Raw genomic sequence first — 15,960 nt, 5'->3', positions numbered from 1 at the left:
GTTGCATAAGCTGTATAGGGTCAATAACGTACAATTTTGTAACGTAGTATATAAAAAAATACTTAGTATGTTTTAGGGAACTTTGATGGGAGAGGAGAGAGCCATGCCACAAAACCAGGCGGCAGAGGACGTTATGATTTACCGGGAGAAGGTGTATTCCTGCGGGATTGATGTCACGCTTGCGGTGGTCGGCGGGAAATGGAAGGCTTCGATCCTATGGCACCTGGCGCATGAAACCATGCGCTTTTCCGAATTGCAGCGCCAATTTTCCGATACCACCCGCAAAATGCTGACCCAGCAGCTTCGGGAGCTTGAGACGGACGGACTTGTCCATCGGGAGGTGTATCCCCAGGTGCCCCCCCGGGTGGAATACTCATTGACGGAAAAGGGGAGAAGCATCTATCCGATTCTTGAGCGGATGTGCGAATGGGGGCAGATGTATCTGAAGGGGTAACGCCGGCATTATCATATGATTTCCGTCTGTTACCATTTTGAATTTTGCTACCCAATTGCTACCAAATCCGAATTTCGGACAAAATAAAAGGGCTGCTCCTAAGGAGTAACCCTTTGTTTTTATTGGCTGGGGTGCGAGGATTCGAACCTCGGAATGTTGGAGTCAGAGTCCAATGCCTTACCGCTTGGCGACACCCCAATAAGTTGGACTCTTCTTTTAGCAAATAGCAGGAGGTGCGTCAAGTGTTTCTTTGGGTTGCCGCCGCCGCTCCTGCCCGGATCGCCTTGATATTGGCCGGGATCAGGCGGTGATTGCGCTCCGGCAGGGCCTTCTTCAGGGCGTCCTCCAGGGAGTCGAGGGCCAGGGAACCGCTCTTGGCGGCATAGGCCCCGCAGGCCACCATGTTGACCATGCGCATGTCCCCCAGGTCGAGGGCGATCTGGTTCATGGGCACCGCCACCAGTTCCACCCCCGGCAGTTGGCCGGCATCGGCCTCCACCAGGGTCGAGTTGATGATGCACAGGCCGCCCGGCTTGACCTTAGCGGCGTACTTGTCGAAGGAAAGCTGGTTGAGGATGATGGCCACCGATGGGTTGCCCACCACCGGCGAGCCGGTGTCGCCGTCGGCAAAGACCACGGTGCACATGGCCGATCCGCCGCGCTTCTCCACGCCATAGGCGGGAAAGAACGAGACATTTCTGTTTTCGTGGATGGCGGCATAGGAAAGCAGGTTGCCGGCCAGCAGCACACCCTGACCCCCGTAGCCGGCTATAAAGACATCGTGACGCATGGAAATCTCCCGATTAAAGGTTGGCGGTATTGCGATAGACGCCCAACGGAAAGTACGGGATCATTTCGCTGCCTACCCGTTCGTTGGCGGCCAGCGGATTCATGCCCCAGTTGGTTGGGCAGGCGGCCAGGGCCTCGATGAAGGAAAAGCCTCGCCCCTCCACCTGATAGCGGAAGGCGGTCTTGATCATCTTCTTGGCCTGCATGACGTTTCGGGGGGAATTGACCGCCACGCGGGCCGAGAAGGCCACCCCCTCCAGCTGGGCCAGCAGTTCGGCCATGCGGATCGGATAGCCGTCCTTGGCTTGGTTGCGGCCATAGGGCGAGGTGGAGGTCTTCTGTCCCACCATGGTGGTGGGGGCCATCTGGCCGCCGGTCATGCCGTAGGTGGTGTTGTTGACGAAGATCACGGTGATGTCCTCGCCCCGGTTGGCGGCGTGGATGATCTCCGAGGTGCCGATGGCGGCCAGGTCGCCGTCCCCCTGATAGGTGAAGACGATCCGGTCGTTGCGGGCCCGTTTCGCCCCGGTGGCCACGGCCGGTGCCCGGCCGTGGGGCGCCTCGATGACGTCGATGTCGAAATAGCCGTACAGAAAGACCGAACAGCCCACGGAAGCGACCCCGATGGTCTTGTCCCTGATGCCGAACTCGTCCATGGCTTCGGCCACCAGGCGGTGGACGGAGCCGTGGTGGCAGCCGGGGCAAAAGTGGGTCTGGACATCTTTCAGGCTCTCGGGCCTGGTGAATACCTGTTTCATCGAATCCCTCATCCGCAGCGCGCGATGCGCCTGCGCGTCAATACTGCTTTTTGATCTGCTCGAAAAGCTCCTCCGGCGTCGGCAGCGAGCCGGCGCCCGGCGGGCGGCCGTAGAAGGCGACCTCGGCGTCCCGGGCCACGGAGAGGCGTACATCCTCCACCATCTGGCCGGTGCTGAGTTCGATGGTCAGGAAGCGCTTGCAGTATCCTGAGATTGTCTCATAGGCCTGCCGGGGAAAGGGGAAGAGGGTGATCGGCCGCAGCAGCCCGACCTTCATGCCCGCCTCCCGGGCCATGGCCACGGCGGTCCTGGCAATGCGGGCCGTCGAGCCGAAGGCGGTCACTACCAGCGCGGCATCCGTGGTCTCGATTTCCTCCCAGCGACATTCCTTCTCCGCCAGCTCCTGATAGCGGGCATGCATCTTCCAGTGGAACGCCTCCATCTCGCCATCGCCCAGATAGAGGGATTTGACGATGTTTTGCGGTTCCCCCGATTCGCGGCCGCGCACTGCCCACTCCTTGGCGGGCAGAGTTGCCTTGGGGCGGGGATGGGCCGTAAGCGACTCCTTCATCTGGCCGATGACCGAGTCGGCCAGCACCATGGCCGGGATGCGGTAGATGTCCGACAGGTCGAAGGCCCGCATGGTCAGGTCGTACATCTCCTGCACCGAGGCCGGGGCCAGCACGATGATGCGGTACCCCCCGTGGCCGCCGCCCCGGGTGGCCTGGAAGTAGTCGGCCTGGGATGCGTCGATGCCGCCCAGCCCGGGACCGGCCCGCATGATGTCCACGATCACGCCGGGCAACTCCGAGCCGGCCATGTAGGAGATGCCTTCCTGCTTGAGGGAGATGCCGGGGCCGGATGAGGAGGTCATGGCGCGCACGCCGGTGGCCGATGCCCCCAACAGCATGTTGATGGCGCCGATTTCACTCTCGGCCTGGATGAACTCTCCTCCCAGGGGGGGGAGTTCGCGTGAAAGGTATTCGGGGATGTCGCTTTGCGGCGTGATGGGGTAACCGAAGTAGTAGCGGCACCCGGCCTCGATGGCAGCCATGGCAACCGCTTCGTTTCCCTTGACGAAAAGTTTTTCGGACAACCGTGCCTCCGTGTTTACGTGCTCCGTGCGGTTAATTCACTACCGATCAACCGTGGAAGCCGCTTCAGTTCTCTTTGAATACCACGATGGCCACGTCGGGACACATCTCGGCGCACAGGGCGCAGCCGGTGCACTTCCCCGAGTCGGAAAAAAGCGCGACGGTGAACCCGTGGCTGTTGGGGGTATCGCTCAGGGTGACCAGCTTGTGGGGGCAGGCGATGGTGCAGAGTCCGCACCCCTTGCAGCGTGCCTCGTCAATGGTGATGTGCGTATGCGGCATGGCGATATTCCTTATTGATTGGGTCGAATGTAAACAAATAGCAGATTTGTTCCCGCTGAGTCAAGTTTGTTGCACGGTTAGCCACAACGGGGCGGGGAGGGGGGCTGTTTTTTGTTGACACCTTCTCTTTCATAATCGTATAGTCGCCGTGCTACATAAGAATGATTTCGTAACACGGAGGGTGTGCCATGCATATGGCAGACGCACTGTTGTCCCCGACGGTCGGGGGTGCGATGTGGGCGGTTTCCGCCGGGGCGATCGCCTATAGTTCCTCAAAGGTGCGCACGGAGCTCGACGATCGCACGGTGCCACTCATGGGCGTGCTGGGGGCGTTTCTCTTCGCGGCCCAAATGATCAATTTCACCATTCCGGCCACCGGGTCCAGCGGCCACCTGGGAGGGGGACTCCTCCTGGCGATCCTGCTCGGTCCCCACGCGGCCTTTCTCACCATTGCGTCGGTCCTCATGGTCCAGGCGCTCTTCTTTGCCGACGGCGGTCTGCTGGCCCTGGGGTGCAATATCTTCAACATGGGGTTTATTCCCGCCTTTCTGGTGTACCCCCTGGTCTACACCCGGATAGCCGGCCCCGCCCCGGGGCGGAAGCGCCTCGTGGCGGCGACCATGATCTCGGCGATCATCGGCTTGCAGTTGGGGCCGTTGGGGGTGGTGCTGGAAACCGTCTTCTCCGGCATCTCGTCCCTGCCGTTTTCGACCTTCGCGTTGCTGATGCAGCCCATACACCTGGCCATCGGCGTGGTGGAGGGGGCGGCAACGGTTGCGATCGTCACCTTCGTCCGCGCGGCCCGGCCGGAGATTATCCGGGGAGCCATGGGCGCGCGTCCCCTGGGCAGACGCCCGTTTCGCGTGGCGCTTGTTGCCGTTTTTGCGGCGGCTCTCCTGATCGGGGGCGTCCTCTCCGGGTTTGCCTCGAAAAATCCCGACGGCCTGGAATGGGCCATTGCCAAGGTCACGGGGGCGGAAGAGCTGAAGGGGCCGGAAGGGGGGCTGCACGCCGCCGTGACCGCGCTCCAGAAAAGGACCGCTTTCCTGCCCGACTACTCGTTCAAAGATACGGAAAGCAGGACGAAAAACGACGGGGTTGCCAACCTGGGAACCAGTGTGTCCGGAATCGTGGGGGGGGCGATAACGCTGGCTATCGTCTTTGCGGGCGGCTTTCTGCTGAAGAGGCGGCGCTGGGTAGCCTGAAGCGCGGGTAGCCGTTCGAGATTGCCGGGGAGGGCGGACAGCTCTCCCCTTTTTTGCGGGGAACAACCATGTGCAGTATCGACGGCACTTTGCTGGATTTTAAACAACTAGACCGCCTGGCGGACGGGGAGACGGCCATCCATCGCCTCGATCCGCGTGCCAAGGTGCTGGCAACCCTTGCCTTTATCATCTCCGTCGTCTCGTGCGGGAAGTACGAACTGGCGACGCTGCTCCCTTTTTTCCTGTTCCCGGTGTTCATTATCGCCGTGGGTAATGTTCCGGTCGTCTACCTGGCGAAAAAGATTGCCGTCATCATCCCGTTTGCCGTCATGGTCGGCATGTTCAACCCCCTGCTCGACCGGCAGGTGGTGCTGCAGGTCGGGGGATTGGGCATTACGGGAGGGTGGGTATCCTTCGCCTCCATCGTGGTGCGGGCCGTCCTCACGGTCAGTTCGGCCCTGGTCCTGGTGGCCGTGACCGGTTTTCCCGGCATCTGCGCGGCATTGGAGCGTATGGGCATGCCCCAGCCCTTTGCCGTGCAACTGCTCTTTCTCTATCGCTATATCTTCGTGCTGACGGAAGAGGGGGCGCAGGTGTCCCGGGCGCGGGAGCTGCGGACCTTCGGCAACCGGGGACGGGGCATCGGGATTTACGGGTCCATGATCGGCCATCTGCTGCTCCGGACCTGGATGCGGGCGGAGCGCATCCATATGGCCATGCTGGCGCGGGGGTTTTCCGGCGCGTTCCACACCCGCCGGCAGTTCTGTTTCGGCCCCAGGGAGACGGTATTCGTCCTGGGCTGGAGCCTGTTCTTCATTACCGTCAGATTGGTGCCGGTGGCCCACCTGCTTGGGGCACTGGCAGGCTTTTGAATAACCCAGGTTGTTCAAAAATAGTCAGATCGTCGCGCCCGCAGAAGGCCCTGCGGAGGCGTAGCAGCGCTACGCCGCACAAAAGGGCCTTCGAGGACGGCGGCGAGATGGCTGTTTTTCAACAACCTCTTGTAACGGGGATAGGTGCATGAGTCATCACATCGTTGAAGTAAAAGGGCTGAAACATACCTATCCCGACGGGACGCCGGCCCTGCGGGATGTATCCCTGCGCATCACCCACGGGGAGTCGGTGGCGGTCATCGGCGCCAACGGCGCGGGCAAGTCCACCCTGTTGCAGCATTTCAATGGCTATCTGACGCCGACGGCGGGCGAGATCCGCATCGGCGATTTTCCCCTTACCCGGGAGACCCTGCCGGATATCCGGCGCACGGTGGGCATGGTCTTCCAGAATCCCGACGACCAACTGTTCATGCCTACGGTCTACGACGACGTTGCCTTTGGCCCGCTCAACCTGGGCCTGCCCGCCGGGGAGGTGGACGAGCGCGTGCGGGCGGCCCTGGAGAAGGTTGGGGCGGCGCATTTGCAGGCAAAGCCGCCGTACCGCCTTTCGGGCGGCGAAAAGAAGCGGGTGGCCATTGCCACGGTGCTCTCCATGTCGCCCGACATTCTGGTCATGGACGAACCGACCAACGGGCTCGATCCCTTTGCCCGGCGGCAGCTCATGGGGCTGCTCAGGGAGTTCCGCCATACCCGGATCTTTACCAGCCACGACCTGGACATGGTCCTCGATCTCTGCGAGCGAACCATCGTGCTCCACGAGGGTGAGGTGAAGGCGGACGGCCCGACCCGGGAGATCTTCGCCGATGCGGCCCTCTTGGCCGAATGCCGGCTCGAAAAGCCCCTGTCCATGCAGGGGTGCCCGGTGTGCGGCATTGCGAAATGACAGGAGTGATTGCCGTTCGGATAGTACGTAGTTGCACCAATTTTCAGGGAGGATGAGTATGAATGTTTCAGAGGCGATTCTAACGAGAAAAAGTGTCAGAGCATACTTGGATGCACCGGTCCCCGTCGATCTTATGGAAAAGATAATCGAGGCGGCCCGGTGTGCGCCCAACGCCGGTCCCTTTCAGATTTCAGTTGTCCGCACTGCGGGATTGCGGCAAAAAATCAATGACCGTACGCTCGATGCAATGATTCACTCGGGCAATGAATTCCTTCAGCAACGAGCAGCTCTGCCCGGATACCAGCCGCTGTACGGCGCTCCGGTGCTCTTCCTGCTCTCCGGCCCGGCCGATGCCCCCTACGGTGCCGTCAATACCGCGCTTGCCGCCGGGAACATGCTCCTTATGGCGACCAGCCTGGGTTTGGGCTCGTGCTACCTCGTTTCTCCGACACTGGCGTTTAATGGCCCGAATAACCTTGACCTGGTGCAGGAGGCCGGCATACCGGACGGCTACAAGCTCCAGTGTGCGGTCGTTGCGGGGTATGCCGCGGATGAGAACAAATTTACCCTTGGCGAGCGTAAGCGGAAGGGTTCGGTACATTACGTCGGCTGAAGGCGCCTCCGGTTCGGCAGGGCTCTCGACGCGGGGTGTCACTCAATGGGTACGATCATGCCGTAAAGTTTTTTTGTATCAAAATAACGCAACCAAAGGCGCCTGGACACGTTCCAGGCGCCTTTTTTAATGTGAAAACAGGAGGATAAACAAATTGATCCTGTGTGTTAATTTTTTTAACACTTTGAATTTACGTTGAAATTCATTTTTGCGTGGAGTAGAAGGTGAAGTGTAGGTGGGAAAGGGCGCTGGGGGCAAGCTACCGAGTTATTACGTTAATGCTCTAAATTGGTATCTTGGAAGCCTGGTCCCATTTTATTCCCAGGGGGCGTGTCAACTTTTTCCATTTTGTGTAGAATGTAGAGTTGACCCCTTGTGATGCTTCTTTTTTTAACACTTTGAATTTGCGTTGAAATTCATTTTTGCGTGGAGTAGAAGGTGAAGTGCAGGGGGAAGGACGTCGGGGGCAGGCTACCGAGTTGTTATGTTAATGTTCTAAGTTGGCATCTTGGAAGCCTGGTCCCATTCCCCCCCCAGAGGGGGAAAATCCTGCCGCACCGGCCTTGAATAAATTGATTTTAACGGACAGGAGAATTATGTTTTTGACCGAATATATGTTCAAGCCCCCGTGTTACTGAAACGGGGGGAATCACGAATGGTTCCAATCGAAAAAGACGTAGGTATCCTATATAGGTAACCTACACGGTTACTTATATAGGAAACAAACACCCAATACAGGTAACAAGTTACTTATATTGGGAAACCTTAGATTAACGAGTTATACATAAAAGACCAATCAGGCAAAACTCAATTAAATGGATGAGTGAGGTATTGCTATGGCCGGAAGATTGATGCAGCACCTTCGCGAAAAATCAAAGGAACACCCTCATCTTAATCTTTTGCTGTCTCAGTGGAATTTTGATGAAGAATTGATTCCTAAAGCATTACAGAATGTAGCAGCTATTTTCCCTCACTATAGCCGGCATGACGCATCACATTCTCGACAAATTCTTATCAACATTGAGCGTATCCTGGGTGATACTCTGGAAACATTAACGACTACTGATACTTGGCTGTTATTAGAGTCTGCTTACTGGCACGATATCGGTATGGTTATAACATCTAAAGACATTACCGATGACATGCAATCTTTTGAGTTTAAACAATACGTCACCGACATAGCTTCACAAAATGGCCATGAACTCCAGTTATTTGCAAAGAAGTTTTCCAGTTTTGATGTTCAAAACTGTTTTTCAGCTGCTGATACCCCACATCAAGCAGTAGATCTTTATCGGCAACTTTTGGCTGGTTGGTATCGCGTTCGCCATCCAAAGCGTGCAGCTGAAATTGTTGGAGACCCTTGGCTTAAAGCAGGAATTGCTTCGCCACGAAACGAACTAGTTCCAATGAGGTTATTTCGTCTAATAGGCCAAATATGCCGGTCACATGGCAGCAGTTTCGACTCCATTGTTGAATCGTTACCACACTGTGAAACAGGCATGGCGACAGAAGACTGTCACCCAAGATTTGTGGCTTGTCTTCTCCGATTAGGAGATCTTTTTGATCTGGATGATAATCGTTTTTGTCCAGTCATGCTCCGAATTGCAGGAGAAATTCCACCCTCTAGCCAAGCACACATCGACAAGCATGCAGCTATTCGCCATTTCCGGCTTGACCCTGATCGTGTTGAGATAACGGCTGAGTGTCCGAATTATGAGAGTTATGAAGCTACTGATCTTTGGTTCCGCTGGATAGAGGATGAACTACGGTGTCAGATGACCCACTGGAAAGATATCGTACCAAATCGTCAGTTTGGATTATTACCGACATTAGGGAAGCTGGAAGTTAACCTTACTCCACCACATGAAGTACTGGATCCTGGTCAGCGTCCTCGTTTTGGAGTAGATCCACAGAAAACAATTGAACTGCTACAAGGGGCCGGACTATACCGTGATAGTTTGCAAAGCTTACGTGAGCTTTTACAAAACGCGGTAGATGCGACTCTTATCCGAATTTGGCTTACCCACGGTGAAAATTCGGATTCAACTGATAAATCCATCGACTGGCAAGATCCAATATCCCCTGCTGTAAGAGAATTATTCAGTCGGTATCCAATTGAAGTGAACCTATTCAAAACAAATGAAGCTGAGGGGGGCCGAGTTACATGGCAGTTAGATATTAGAGATCGAGGAATTGGAATCTCAAAGCAGGATTTGAAGTTTATGAAGTCTGTTGGGGCTTCATCTAAGAATCCTGATAGAAAGGCTATCATATCAAAAATGCCAAAATGGATGTGTCCGTCTGGTGCATTTGGTATTGGACTTCAAAGTGCTTTTTTGATTTCACACGAGATTCAGTTTGAAACCAAGAGCTTATTCACTGGAGATGCTCTTAAAATCAAAATGACGTCACCAATTGGCCCTCAGCGTGGTTTAATTTACCTTCAGAGCTCGACACATTTGCCAGGACGAGAGAGTGGTACATTATTGTCAATTGCAATCAACACTGAAGCAATACCCAAGCGATATAGTATGAATTTTGAGGATAATGTCACTAGCTACATTCTGTCAGATTTTGATCCGATTCTTATGTCCGATCTTCCTTGCGAACCGGCTCGTATGGTTGACGAAATACTGAGATTCTCTGCTCTATCACCAATAAACTTAATTATTAAATTTGGTGAACAACTTCTAAACACAAATAAAACAAGCACAGAGGAACCACCACGCTACTTTAGCTTAGAAACTGGAGTAATGCTTATTGACCCTAAATTCATAATTAACCGACAATTTAGAACATGGCTTGCATTTCGAGGGCAGAAAATTGAGAAATGGCATGCTGAAATTCCATTCGTTCTATTTCAGGCAGATATTTTAGCTGAGTTGGCTCCAGACACCTTAACTGTCAATAGAAATGAGGTTAAGGACTCTGCATATGAACATATTTATAAAATATTGATTGAAACTATTACAAGCTACTTGTGCAACATTGATCTTCAAAATCTGTCTGATGTAGAGAAACATGCTGCATCAGCATTTCTTTTCTGGCATGACAAAATTAGTGCACGTCCAGAATTAGTGGAAACTTGGAGAAATATGACCTTAAACGAGGTTGGCAGTACAATTAATGAAATCTGTAATTTGGACAACTTTAAATTCTATTTAAGAGAAATGAATTCGAATGTGAACGATATGGAACCGCCAGAAGGTGGGCTAGTTATAGATACAACAGAGATTTCATCACCTAGATATAAGCTGCTGTTTAGATTATGGAATGAGCAAAAAGGCAATATTCAAATTGAATTTACACCTGAGTGGAAAGGCGCAACTTTAATATTCTCAAAGCAAGCATTGCCACCAATTGGAACGAACTATTTACGAAGTGTGCTTTTAGATGCAATAAAGCAGCGAATGAGAGGCGTTGGAGGTCGTCGCGCCCTGCCAGTATGGGATGAGTTTAGTAAACTGGCAGCAAACATAGAAAAATTGGATTGGTGCCACTCATTATCAGACGTTCATCCCTTTCATGAACACTTTGTATTACCGTTTTTCTTTGACAAGAATCAGAAAAAGGTCACTACAGACGGTCTTGATGAGCTCTGTGCCTGGACGTTCAAGTATTCCTGCTCTCACAATGTTACAGAAGAAGAAATAAAATCCCTTTATGGAAGTTTTATCAAACTAATTGATGAAACTGTTATGGATGGAATTCCAGAATGGAAAACAATGAGGACGTAAATTGACCTCCCCCTTCTAAATTGCTCTCTATTGGTGCTACTGCGTGGATGCATAACAAGCGCTAGGACCATGATCGGGCTAAAATCCGCCCGTCAGGTCAAGCGCGGAACCGTTACAATAATAGGTGTTCTTGCCAGTGCCCACTTGGGGCCCTGGTGTGGACTCGAACCACCCCGTTCTCTCCCGTGACAACGATCACGGGCATTTCCCCTTCACCCCACCTCGGAATATTCCCGCACGCGAAATTCCACACCCAACGACTCGGCCAGCCTGCGGCAGGCTTCCATATCGACCCCCGGCACGGTTACGGCGCTGGCCACGACCTGGGGGATATGCTCCCGCGCCATGCGGATGAAGTCGCATACCCCCTCGAACCCGGCGTCGCCGAAAGGGGTGTTGCAGAGCCTGCCGTAGGTGGCGCTGTCTGGGGCGTTCAGGCTGACCGAGATGCTGTCCACCAATCCGGCCAGCTCTGGCAGGATATTGCGCTGGTGGACCAGGTTGGCCTGGCCGTCGGTGTTGATGCGGATGCGGTAGCCGCGCTGCTTGAGTTCGGCCGCCACCCGCTTGACCAGCTCCAGCCGGATTAGCGACTCGCCGTAGCCGCAGAAGACCACTTCATCGACCCCCTCCGGTTGTCCCACGGCCGCCATGATCTCCTCGAAGGAGGGCTCCCCGTCCAGCAGCAGGTTGTGCCCCTTGACGGTGAAGTCGTCGAACTTCGCACAGAAGCTGCACCGGTTCGAACAGCGGTTGGTGATGTTCAGGTAGAGCGAGTTGCGGATCATGTAGGCGATCTTGGTGGACTGATCCCACAGGCGGATGCCGAACAGGTCGCGGCAATTCTTGGTGGTGATCCGGGCCACATCCTCCAGGGACAGCCCCTTGACCTCGGCCACCTTCTCCGCCGCCAGGCGCACGTAGGCCGGCTCGTTGCGTTTTCCGCGGTGGGGCACCGGCGTCAGGTAGGGGCAGTCGGTCTCCACCAGCAGGCGGTCGATGCTGACGCTGCGTACCACCTCGCGCAGCGCCTCGTTGGACGGGTAGGTCACCGTGCCCGGGATGGAGATATACAGCCCCATGTCCAGGGCTTGGGCGGCCATGGCGGCGTCGCCGGAGAAACAGTGCAGCACCCCCCGGTGCACCTGCTCTTCCCGCAGGATGGTCAGCATGAGTTCATGGGCGTCGCGGTCGTGGATGACGACCGGCAGCTCCAACTCGTGCGCCAGGCGCAGGAAACGGCGGAACACGGCCTCCTGCTCGTCGCGGGGGCAGTGGTCCCGGTAGAAGTCCAGGCCGATCTCCCCGATGGCCACCACCTTTGCGCTGGACCGGGCCAGGTCCCGGATGACGTCGTAGCACTGCTCCGTCACCCGGCCGGCATCGTGGGGGTGGACCCCAACCGCCGCATACATGTGGGGATACTTCTCCGCCAGTTCCACCGATTCGCGGCTCGTTTCCATATCCGTGCCCACCACCAGCATGGCGCCCACCCCGGCATCCTCGGCCCGTTTCAGCATGGCGTCGAAATCGCCGGCATAGTCGCGGTAGTAGATGTGGGAGTGGGAATCGATGAGGATGCTGTTGTTATTCATCAATGGTTCCTCTAGAGGTTGTTGAAAAACAGCCATCTCGCTCGCCGCCGTCCTCGAAAGCCCTCTTGTGCGGCGTAGCGCTGCTACGCCTCCGCGGGGCTTCCTGCGGGTGCGACGATCTGACTATTTTTGAACAACCTGTTTGTGTTGACTATTATCTCTCTCGGGCAAGATAATCAGAATGTTTTTGTTATTTCTCGGATCAGCGACGTCGCATAGCTCCCCTTCACCAGGCTGAACTCCAACTCCAACCTGTCGCCTTCGATCCGGAAGGAGGGGGTTTCCAGCGGCACCCGCACCGGCCGCCGCTCCCCTTCCATCCGCAAGCCGCCCCCCAGGTCAAAATCTGCCGGCCGTATATCTTCATTGTCGCGAATCTGCTGTTCGATTTCAAGGGGTTTCCCCGCAGGCTGCTTCATCTTGCAGCCGAAGATCGGCCCGGTGGCGGATATTTCAAAGGCACGGGCCCGCTCCGCTTCCGTATCCGCATCCTCCACCAGGAAGCAGGCGCCGTTTATGTGCTTCCATGCCAAGTCTCCCGGCAGCAGGGTGTCGATGTGTCCGATGCGCCGTTCCACCACCTGGTCGAAAAGCCAGGATTGCAGGGCCGAGAGGTAGAGCTTTTTCAGGCGGGGGTGGATGGCGCCAAAGGCCCGTTCGAACCCGTCCGGCCGGACGACCAGCCGTTGCAGTACCTCCCGCTCGCTGCGGCAGTGGCGGGGGAACAGCTCAAGCGCCCCGGCCAGGTCGCCCCGTTGGTAGGCGTGGATTCCGGCTCGCCACTGCTCGTCGCGCACCGCCTCAGGTTCTCCCATGAGCCGGTCCGTGGCCCCCTGCCAGTCGCGCCGCAGCATGGCCGCGCCGATCAGGTGGGAGTTTCCCTGGCTACCGTAGCGCTGGTAGCCGAAATAGTTGGGCACGCCCCGTTGTTGCAGAATCTCCAGGACTGCGGGGACGGCTTCTCCGGCGTTTGCCCCAATGTCCCGGATAACGATGCGGAAGCGGTTTCCCTTGAGGTGCCCCAGCTTGAGCTTGTTGGTGTGGCGGGTGGCGGCGACGATCTTCAGGCCGTCCAGTTCCACCCCGTTGGCCGCTTCCGGTTTGATGTGCTCCACGGAGATGGTCTGCCGGGTGACGCCGGCGGCATCCTTCATCCCGGCGTAGCCGATGGCGCGCTCCGCGACGTTGAGATGCCGGGCAATGCGGCGGATGGCCTCCAGGGTGGTGATGCCGCGCTTTTCCACGGTCAGGTAGGCGTGGTCGCCGGAGCCGCAGGGGGGTAGGCCGGGATTTCCTCCACCAGGAAGTCGTCGCAGGATTCCTTGATCGTGCCGCCGGTGCCGGGGAGGGCGGCGGTCAGGTAGGGGCGGGGTGGTATCATGGGGCCTCCCGTTCCGTGTGGTCGAGCCCGCCTGACTGGCGCAGGGCCTCGTACAGGACGATCCCCGCCGAGGTGGACAGGTTCAGGCTCCGTACGGCGCCGGCCGGCATGGGGATCGTGATGCAGGTGTCCGGATTGGCCTTGAGCAACTCTTCGGGCAACCCCCTGGTTTCACGCCCGAAGACCAGGAAATCCCCCGGCCGGAAGCCGGCCTCCAGATAGCTGCGGGCAACCTTGGTACTGAGATAGAAAAAACGGCCCCGGGGTGCGCTTGCCTGGAGTTCCTCCAGGGTGTCCCAGCGGCGCATGGCCACATGTTCCCAGTAATCGAGGCCGGCCCGTTTCAGGTGTTTGTCGTCGATGGAAAACCCGAGTTGCCCCACCAGGTGCAGCACGCTGCCGGTGGCGGCGCACAGGCGGGCGATGTTGCCGGTGTTGGGAGGGATCTCCGGTTCGACCAGCACGATGTTGAATGGCATGTTGTGGGGCACGGCGCGTTCCTTGGCTTTGATGAAAATATCAACCATAGACCACTTGCCGTTCAAAATCAACACTGCCTGCCCCGTATACCCTTCCCCCTCTTGCAATTTTCGTCCGTCAAGGCTACTATGAACCCACAAATTATTGATACCGGGGAGTTGCAATGAAGATTATCGTAACTGATGAAGTATCCGCGGAAGGTCTTGCCCTGTTGACCCAGGACCCGCGCATCCAGTTGGATGTGAAACTTGGGTTGAAGAAAGATGAACTGCTGGCGGTCATCGGCGACTATGAAGCAATCATCACCCGTAGCGGCACCACCGTGGACAAGGCCCTCCTGGACGCGGCCGTCAAGCTGAAGATCGTGGCCCGGGCCGGGGTCGGCATCGACAACGTGGATGTGGACTACGCCAGCTCCAAGGGCGTCATCGTGGTGAATGCGCCCTTCGGCAATACCAACAGCGCCGCGGAGCATACCCTGGCGCTGTTGCTCTCCTTCTGCCGCAACGTCACCATTGCCAATGCCAGCCTGAAATCCGGAGAATGGAAGCGGGCCCCCTTTACCGGCCACGAGTTGAAGGGCAGGGTTGCCGGCGTGATCGGCCTCGGCAAGGTTGGGGGGCGGGTGGCGACCCGGCTCAAGGCCTTCGAATGCGAGGTACTGGCCTGCGACCCCTACGTTTCGGTGAAGCGCGCCAACGACCTGGGGGTCAAGTTGGTATCCCACGACGAAATCTACAAGAATTGCGACATCATCACCGTGCACACACCCCTGACCGAGGAAACCCGCGACATGATCGGCCCTCGGGAATTCGGGCTGATGAAGAGCGGCGTCATCATCCTCAACGTGGCCCGGGGCGGCATCATCAACGAACAGGCACTCCTGGACAATTTGACCTCCGGCAAAGTGATCGGCGGCGCCGTGGACGTCTGGAGCCAGGAACCGCCCGCATCGGACACCCTCAAGCAGCTCATCGCCTGCAACAGGCTGGTGGTGACCCCGCACCTGGGCGCCAACACCTTCGAGGCCCAGGTCAACGTGGCCATCGACGTCTCCCGCGAGATCATCAACTACCTGGACGACAAGCCGATGGAGAACGCCGTCAATATCCCCCGCTTCGACCTGGCCCTCATGGACCAGATGCGGCCGTTCCTCAACCTGATGAGCGTCATGTGCGACTTCGGTATCCAACTGGTGGACAATAACCTGGAAAAGGTCAGCTTCGGCTTTGCCGGCAGTATCGCCCATTACGACTGCTCGCCCCTGGCCGTGTGCGGCCTCACCGCCCTTTTGAACCGTGTGGTGGATCAGGACGTCAACATGGTCAACGCCTCGCTGATCGCCGAGCAGATGGGCATCGTGGTGGAAGAGTCCAAGACGACCCAGGGGGGCGCCTTCTCCAACGTCATTACCCTGGTCATCGAAGGGCAGGGCAAGCGCCGGCTGGTTTCGGGCACGCTCTTCGAAGGCTCCCCCCGCATCGTGCGGCTGCGCGACTATTCCATGGACTTCACCCCGGAAGAGCACATGCTGCTCCTGAACTACGACGACCGCCCCGGCATCATCGGCAAGATCGGCACCATCATGGGGCAGTACAACATCAACATCGGCTCCATGAACCTGGGGCGCCGTGAAAAGAAAGGGGAGGCCATGGTACTGCTTTCCCTCGACTCGGCCGTGCCCGAGAACGTCCTGCAGGAGATCAAGGCGGCCACCGAAGCCTCCTTCATCAAGGCGCTGCGCATGCGCGTCGGAGCCTGCACCCGCAGCTGCGGCTGCGGCGCCTGAGGTCCCC

Annotated in this window: 13 protein-coding genes, 1 tRNA gene and 1 pseudogene; 7 read left to right on the top strand and 8 right to left on the bottom strand. The window is 57.0% G+C overall.

What is annotated here, in order from left to right:
- Positions 1 to 103: 103 nt before the first annotated feature.
- On the top strand, positions 104 to 454 hold the full coding sequence (locus tag FO488_RS10875; RefSeq protein WP_205743260.1) for a helix-turn-helix domain-containing protein: 351 nt from the start codon (positions 104 to 106) through the stop codon (positions 452 to 454).
- A gap of 123 nt (positions 455 to 577) precedes the next feature.
- On the opposite strand, the gene FO488_RS10870 is transcribed toward FO488_RS10875, so the two are convergent.
- From FO488_RS10870 to FO488_RS10850, 5 genes are all read right to left on the bottom strand, one after another.
- Positions 578 to 652: transfer RNA gene (locus FO488_RS10870), tRNA-Gln, on the bottom strand.
- Between the two features lie 40 nt (positions 653 to 692).
- Complete coding sequence (locus tag FO488_RS10865; protein WP_149210587.1) at positions 693 to 1,244, bottom strand: 2-oxoacid:acceptor oxidoreductase family protein; 552 nt, start codon at positions 1,242 to 1,244, stop codon at positions 693 to 695.
- A 13-nt stretch (positions 1,245 to 1,257) separates the two neighbouring features.
- Complete coding sequence (locus tag FO488_RS10860; RefSeq protein ID WP_149210586.1) at positions 1,258 to 2,001, bottom strand: thiamine pyrophosphate-dependent enzyme; 744 nt, start codon at positions 1,999 to 2,001, stop codon at positions 1,258 to 1,260.
- A 37-nt stretch (positions 2,002 to 2,038) separates the two neighbouring features.
- Complete coding sequence (locus tag FO488_RS10855; protein WP_149210585.1) at positions 2,039 to 3,097, bottom strand: 3-methyl-2-oxobutanoate dehydrogenase subunit VorB; 1,059 nt, start codon at positions 3,095 to 3,097, stop codon at positions 2,039 to 2,041.
- A gap of 64 nt (positions 3,098 to 3,161) precedes the next feature.
- Complete coding sequence (locus FO488_RS10850) at positions 3,162 to 3,377, bottom strand: 4Fe-4S binding protein (RefSeq protein WP_149210584.1); 216 nt, start codon at positions 3,375 to 3,377, stop codon at positions 3,162 to 3,164.
- A 188-nt stretch (positions 3,378 to 3,565) separates the two neighbouring features.
- Here FO488_RS10850 and FO488_RS10845 point away from each other — a divergent pair, with 188 nt between their 5' ends.
- From FO488_RS10845 to FO488_RS10825, 5 genes are all read left to right on the top strand, one after another.
- Positions 3,566 to 4,582, top strand: coding sequence for an energy-coupling factor ABC transporter permease (locus tag FO488_RS10845; protein WP_149210583.1), 1,017 nt, complete (start codon positions 3,566 to 3,568; stop codon positions 4,580 to 4,582).
- 68 nt (positions 4,583 to 4,650) lie between these two features.
- Positions 4,651 to 5,454: a cobalt ECF transporter T component CbiQ gene (cbiQ, locus tag FO488_RS10840; protein ID WP_149210582.1), complete on the top strand. Its 804-nt coding sequence runs from the start codon at positions 4,651 to 4,653 to the stop codon at positions 5,452 to 5,454.
- 148 nt (positions 5,455 to 5,602) lie between these two features.
- Positions 5,603 to 6,358, top strand: a complete 756-nt coding sequence (locus FO488_RS10835; RefSeq protein WP_149210581.1) for an energy-coupling factor ABC transporter ATP-binding protein — start codon at positions 5,603 to 5,605, stop codon at positions 6,356 to 6,358.
- A gap of 58 nt (positions 6,359 to 6,416) precedes the next feature.
- On the top strand, positions 6,417 to 6,971 hold the full coding sequence (locus FO488_RS10830; RefSeq protein WP_149210580.1) for a nitroreductase family protein: 555 nt from the start codon (positions 6,417 to 6,419) through the stop codon (positions 6,969 to 6,971).
- A gap of 836 nt (positions 6,972 to 7,807) precedes the next feature.
- Complete coding sequence (locus FO488_RS10825) at positions 7,808 to 10,708, top strand: ATP-binding protein (protein ID WP_149210579.1); 2,901 nt, start codon at positions 7,808 to 7,810, stop codon at positions 10,706 to 10,708.
- 212 nt (positions 10,709 to 10,920) lie between these two features.
- Here the strand turns inward: FO488_RS10825 and FO488_RS10820 are convergent, their stop codons facing one another.
- From FO488_RS10820 to FO488_RS10810, 3 genes and pseudogenes are all read right to left on the bottom strand, one after another.
- Positions 10,921 to 12,303, bottom strand: coding sequence for a TatD family hydrolase (locus tag FO488_RS10820; RefSeq protein ID WP_149210578.1), 1,383 nt, complete (start codon positions 12,301 to 12,303; stop codon positions 10,921 to 10,923).
- A 176-nt stretch (positions 12,304 to 12,479) separates the two neighbouring features.
- A pseudogene (truD, locus tag FO488_RS10815) lies at positions 12,480 to 13,684 on the bottom strand (tRNA pseudouridine(13) synthase TruD).
- The gene (locus FO488_RS10810; RefSeq protein WP_205743259.1) at positions 13,681 to 14,211 is read right to left on the bottom strand and encodes a tRNA (cytidine(34)-2'-O)-methyltransferase; all 531 of its coding nucleotides are present in this window, start codon (positions 14,209 to 14,211) and stop codon (positions 13,681 to 13,683) included. The pseudogene truD and the gene FO488_RS10810 overlap by 4 nt, the downstream one beginning before the upstream one ends.
- Before the next feature lie 116 nt (positions 14,212 to 14,327).
- Between FO488_RS10810 and serA the strand changes: the two genes are divergently transcribed.
- Positions 14,328 to 15,953: a phosphoglycerate dehydrogenase gene (serA, locus tag FO488_RS10805; protein WP_149210577.1), complete on the top strand. Its 1,626-nt coding sequence runs from the start codon at positions 14,328 to 14,330 to the stop codon at positions 15,951 to 15,953.
- The last annotated feature ends 7 nt before the right edge of the window (positions 15,954 to 15,960 follow it).

Source organism: Geobacter sp. FeAm09 (assembly GCF_008330225.1).
Taxonomy (GTDB): domain Bacteria; phylum Desulfobacterota; class Desulfuromonadia; order Geobacterales; family Pseudopelobacteraceae; genus Oryzomonas.
The sequence above is the reverse complement of the archived record's forward strand: the minus strand, read 5'-3'. Positions and strand labels throughout refer to the sequence as shown.

Excerpts from the sequence above, each read along its gene's own strand:
- FO488_RS10875 (WP_205743260.1), top strand. The coding sequence starts at position 104 with ATGCCACAAAACCAGGCGGCAGAGGACGTTATGATTTACCGGGAGAAG.
- FO488_RS10865 (WP_149210587.1), bottom strand. The coding sequence starts at position 1,244 with ATGCGTCACGATGTCTTTATAGCCGGCTACGGGGGTCAGGGTGTGCTG.
- FO488_RS10860 (WP_149210586.1), bottom strand. The coding sequence starts at position 2,001 with ATGAAACAGGTATTCACCAGGCCCGAGAGCCTGAAAGATGTCCAGACC.
- FO488_RS10850 (WP_149210584.1), bottom strand. The coding sequence starts at position 3,377 with ATGCCGCATACGCACATCACCATTGACGAGGCACGCTGCAAGGGGTGC.
- FO488_RS10845 (WP_149210583.1), top strand. The coding sequence starts at position 3,566 with ATGCATATGGCAGACGCACTGTTGTCCCCGACGGTCGGGGGTGCGATG.
- cbiQ (WP_149210582.1), top strand. The coding sequence starts at position 4,651 with ATGTGCAGTATCGACGGCACTTTGCTGGATTTTAAACAACTAGACCGC.
- FO488_RS10835 (WP_149210581.1), top strand. The coding sequence starts at position 5,603 with ATGAGTCATCACATCGTTGAAGTAAAAGGGCTGAAACATACCTATCCC.
- FO488_RS10830 (WP_149210580.1), top strand. The coding sequence starts at position 6,417 with ATGAATGTTTCAGAGGCGATTCTAACGAGAAAAAGTGTCAGAGCATAC.
- FO488_RS10825 (WP_149210579.1), top strand. The coding sequence starts at position 7,808 with ATGGCCGGAAGATTGATGCAGCACCTTCGCGAAAAATCAAAGGAACAC.
- FO488_RS10820 (WP_149210578.1), bottom strand. The coding sequence starts at position 12,303 with ATGAATAACAACAGCATCCTCATCGATTCCCACTCCCACATCTACTAC.
- FO488_RS10810 (WP_205743259.1), bottom strand. The coding sequence starts at position 14,211 with ATGGTTGATATTTTCATCAAAGCCAAGGAACGCGCCGTGCCCCACAAC.
- serA (WP_149210577.1), top strand. The coding sequence starts at position 14,328 with ATGAAGATTATCGTAACTGATGAAGTATCCGCGGAAGGTCTTGCCCTG.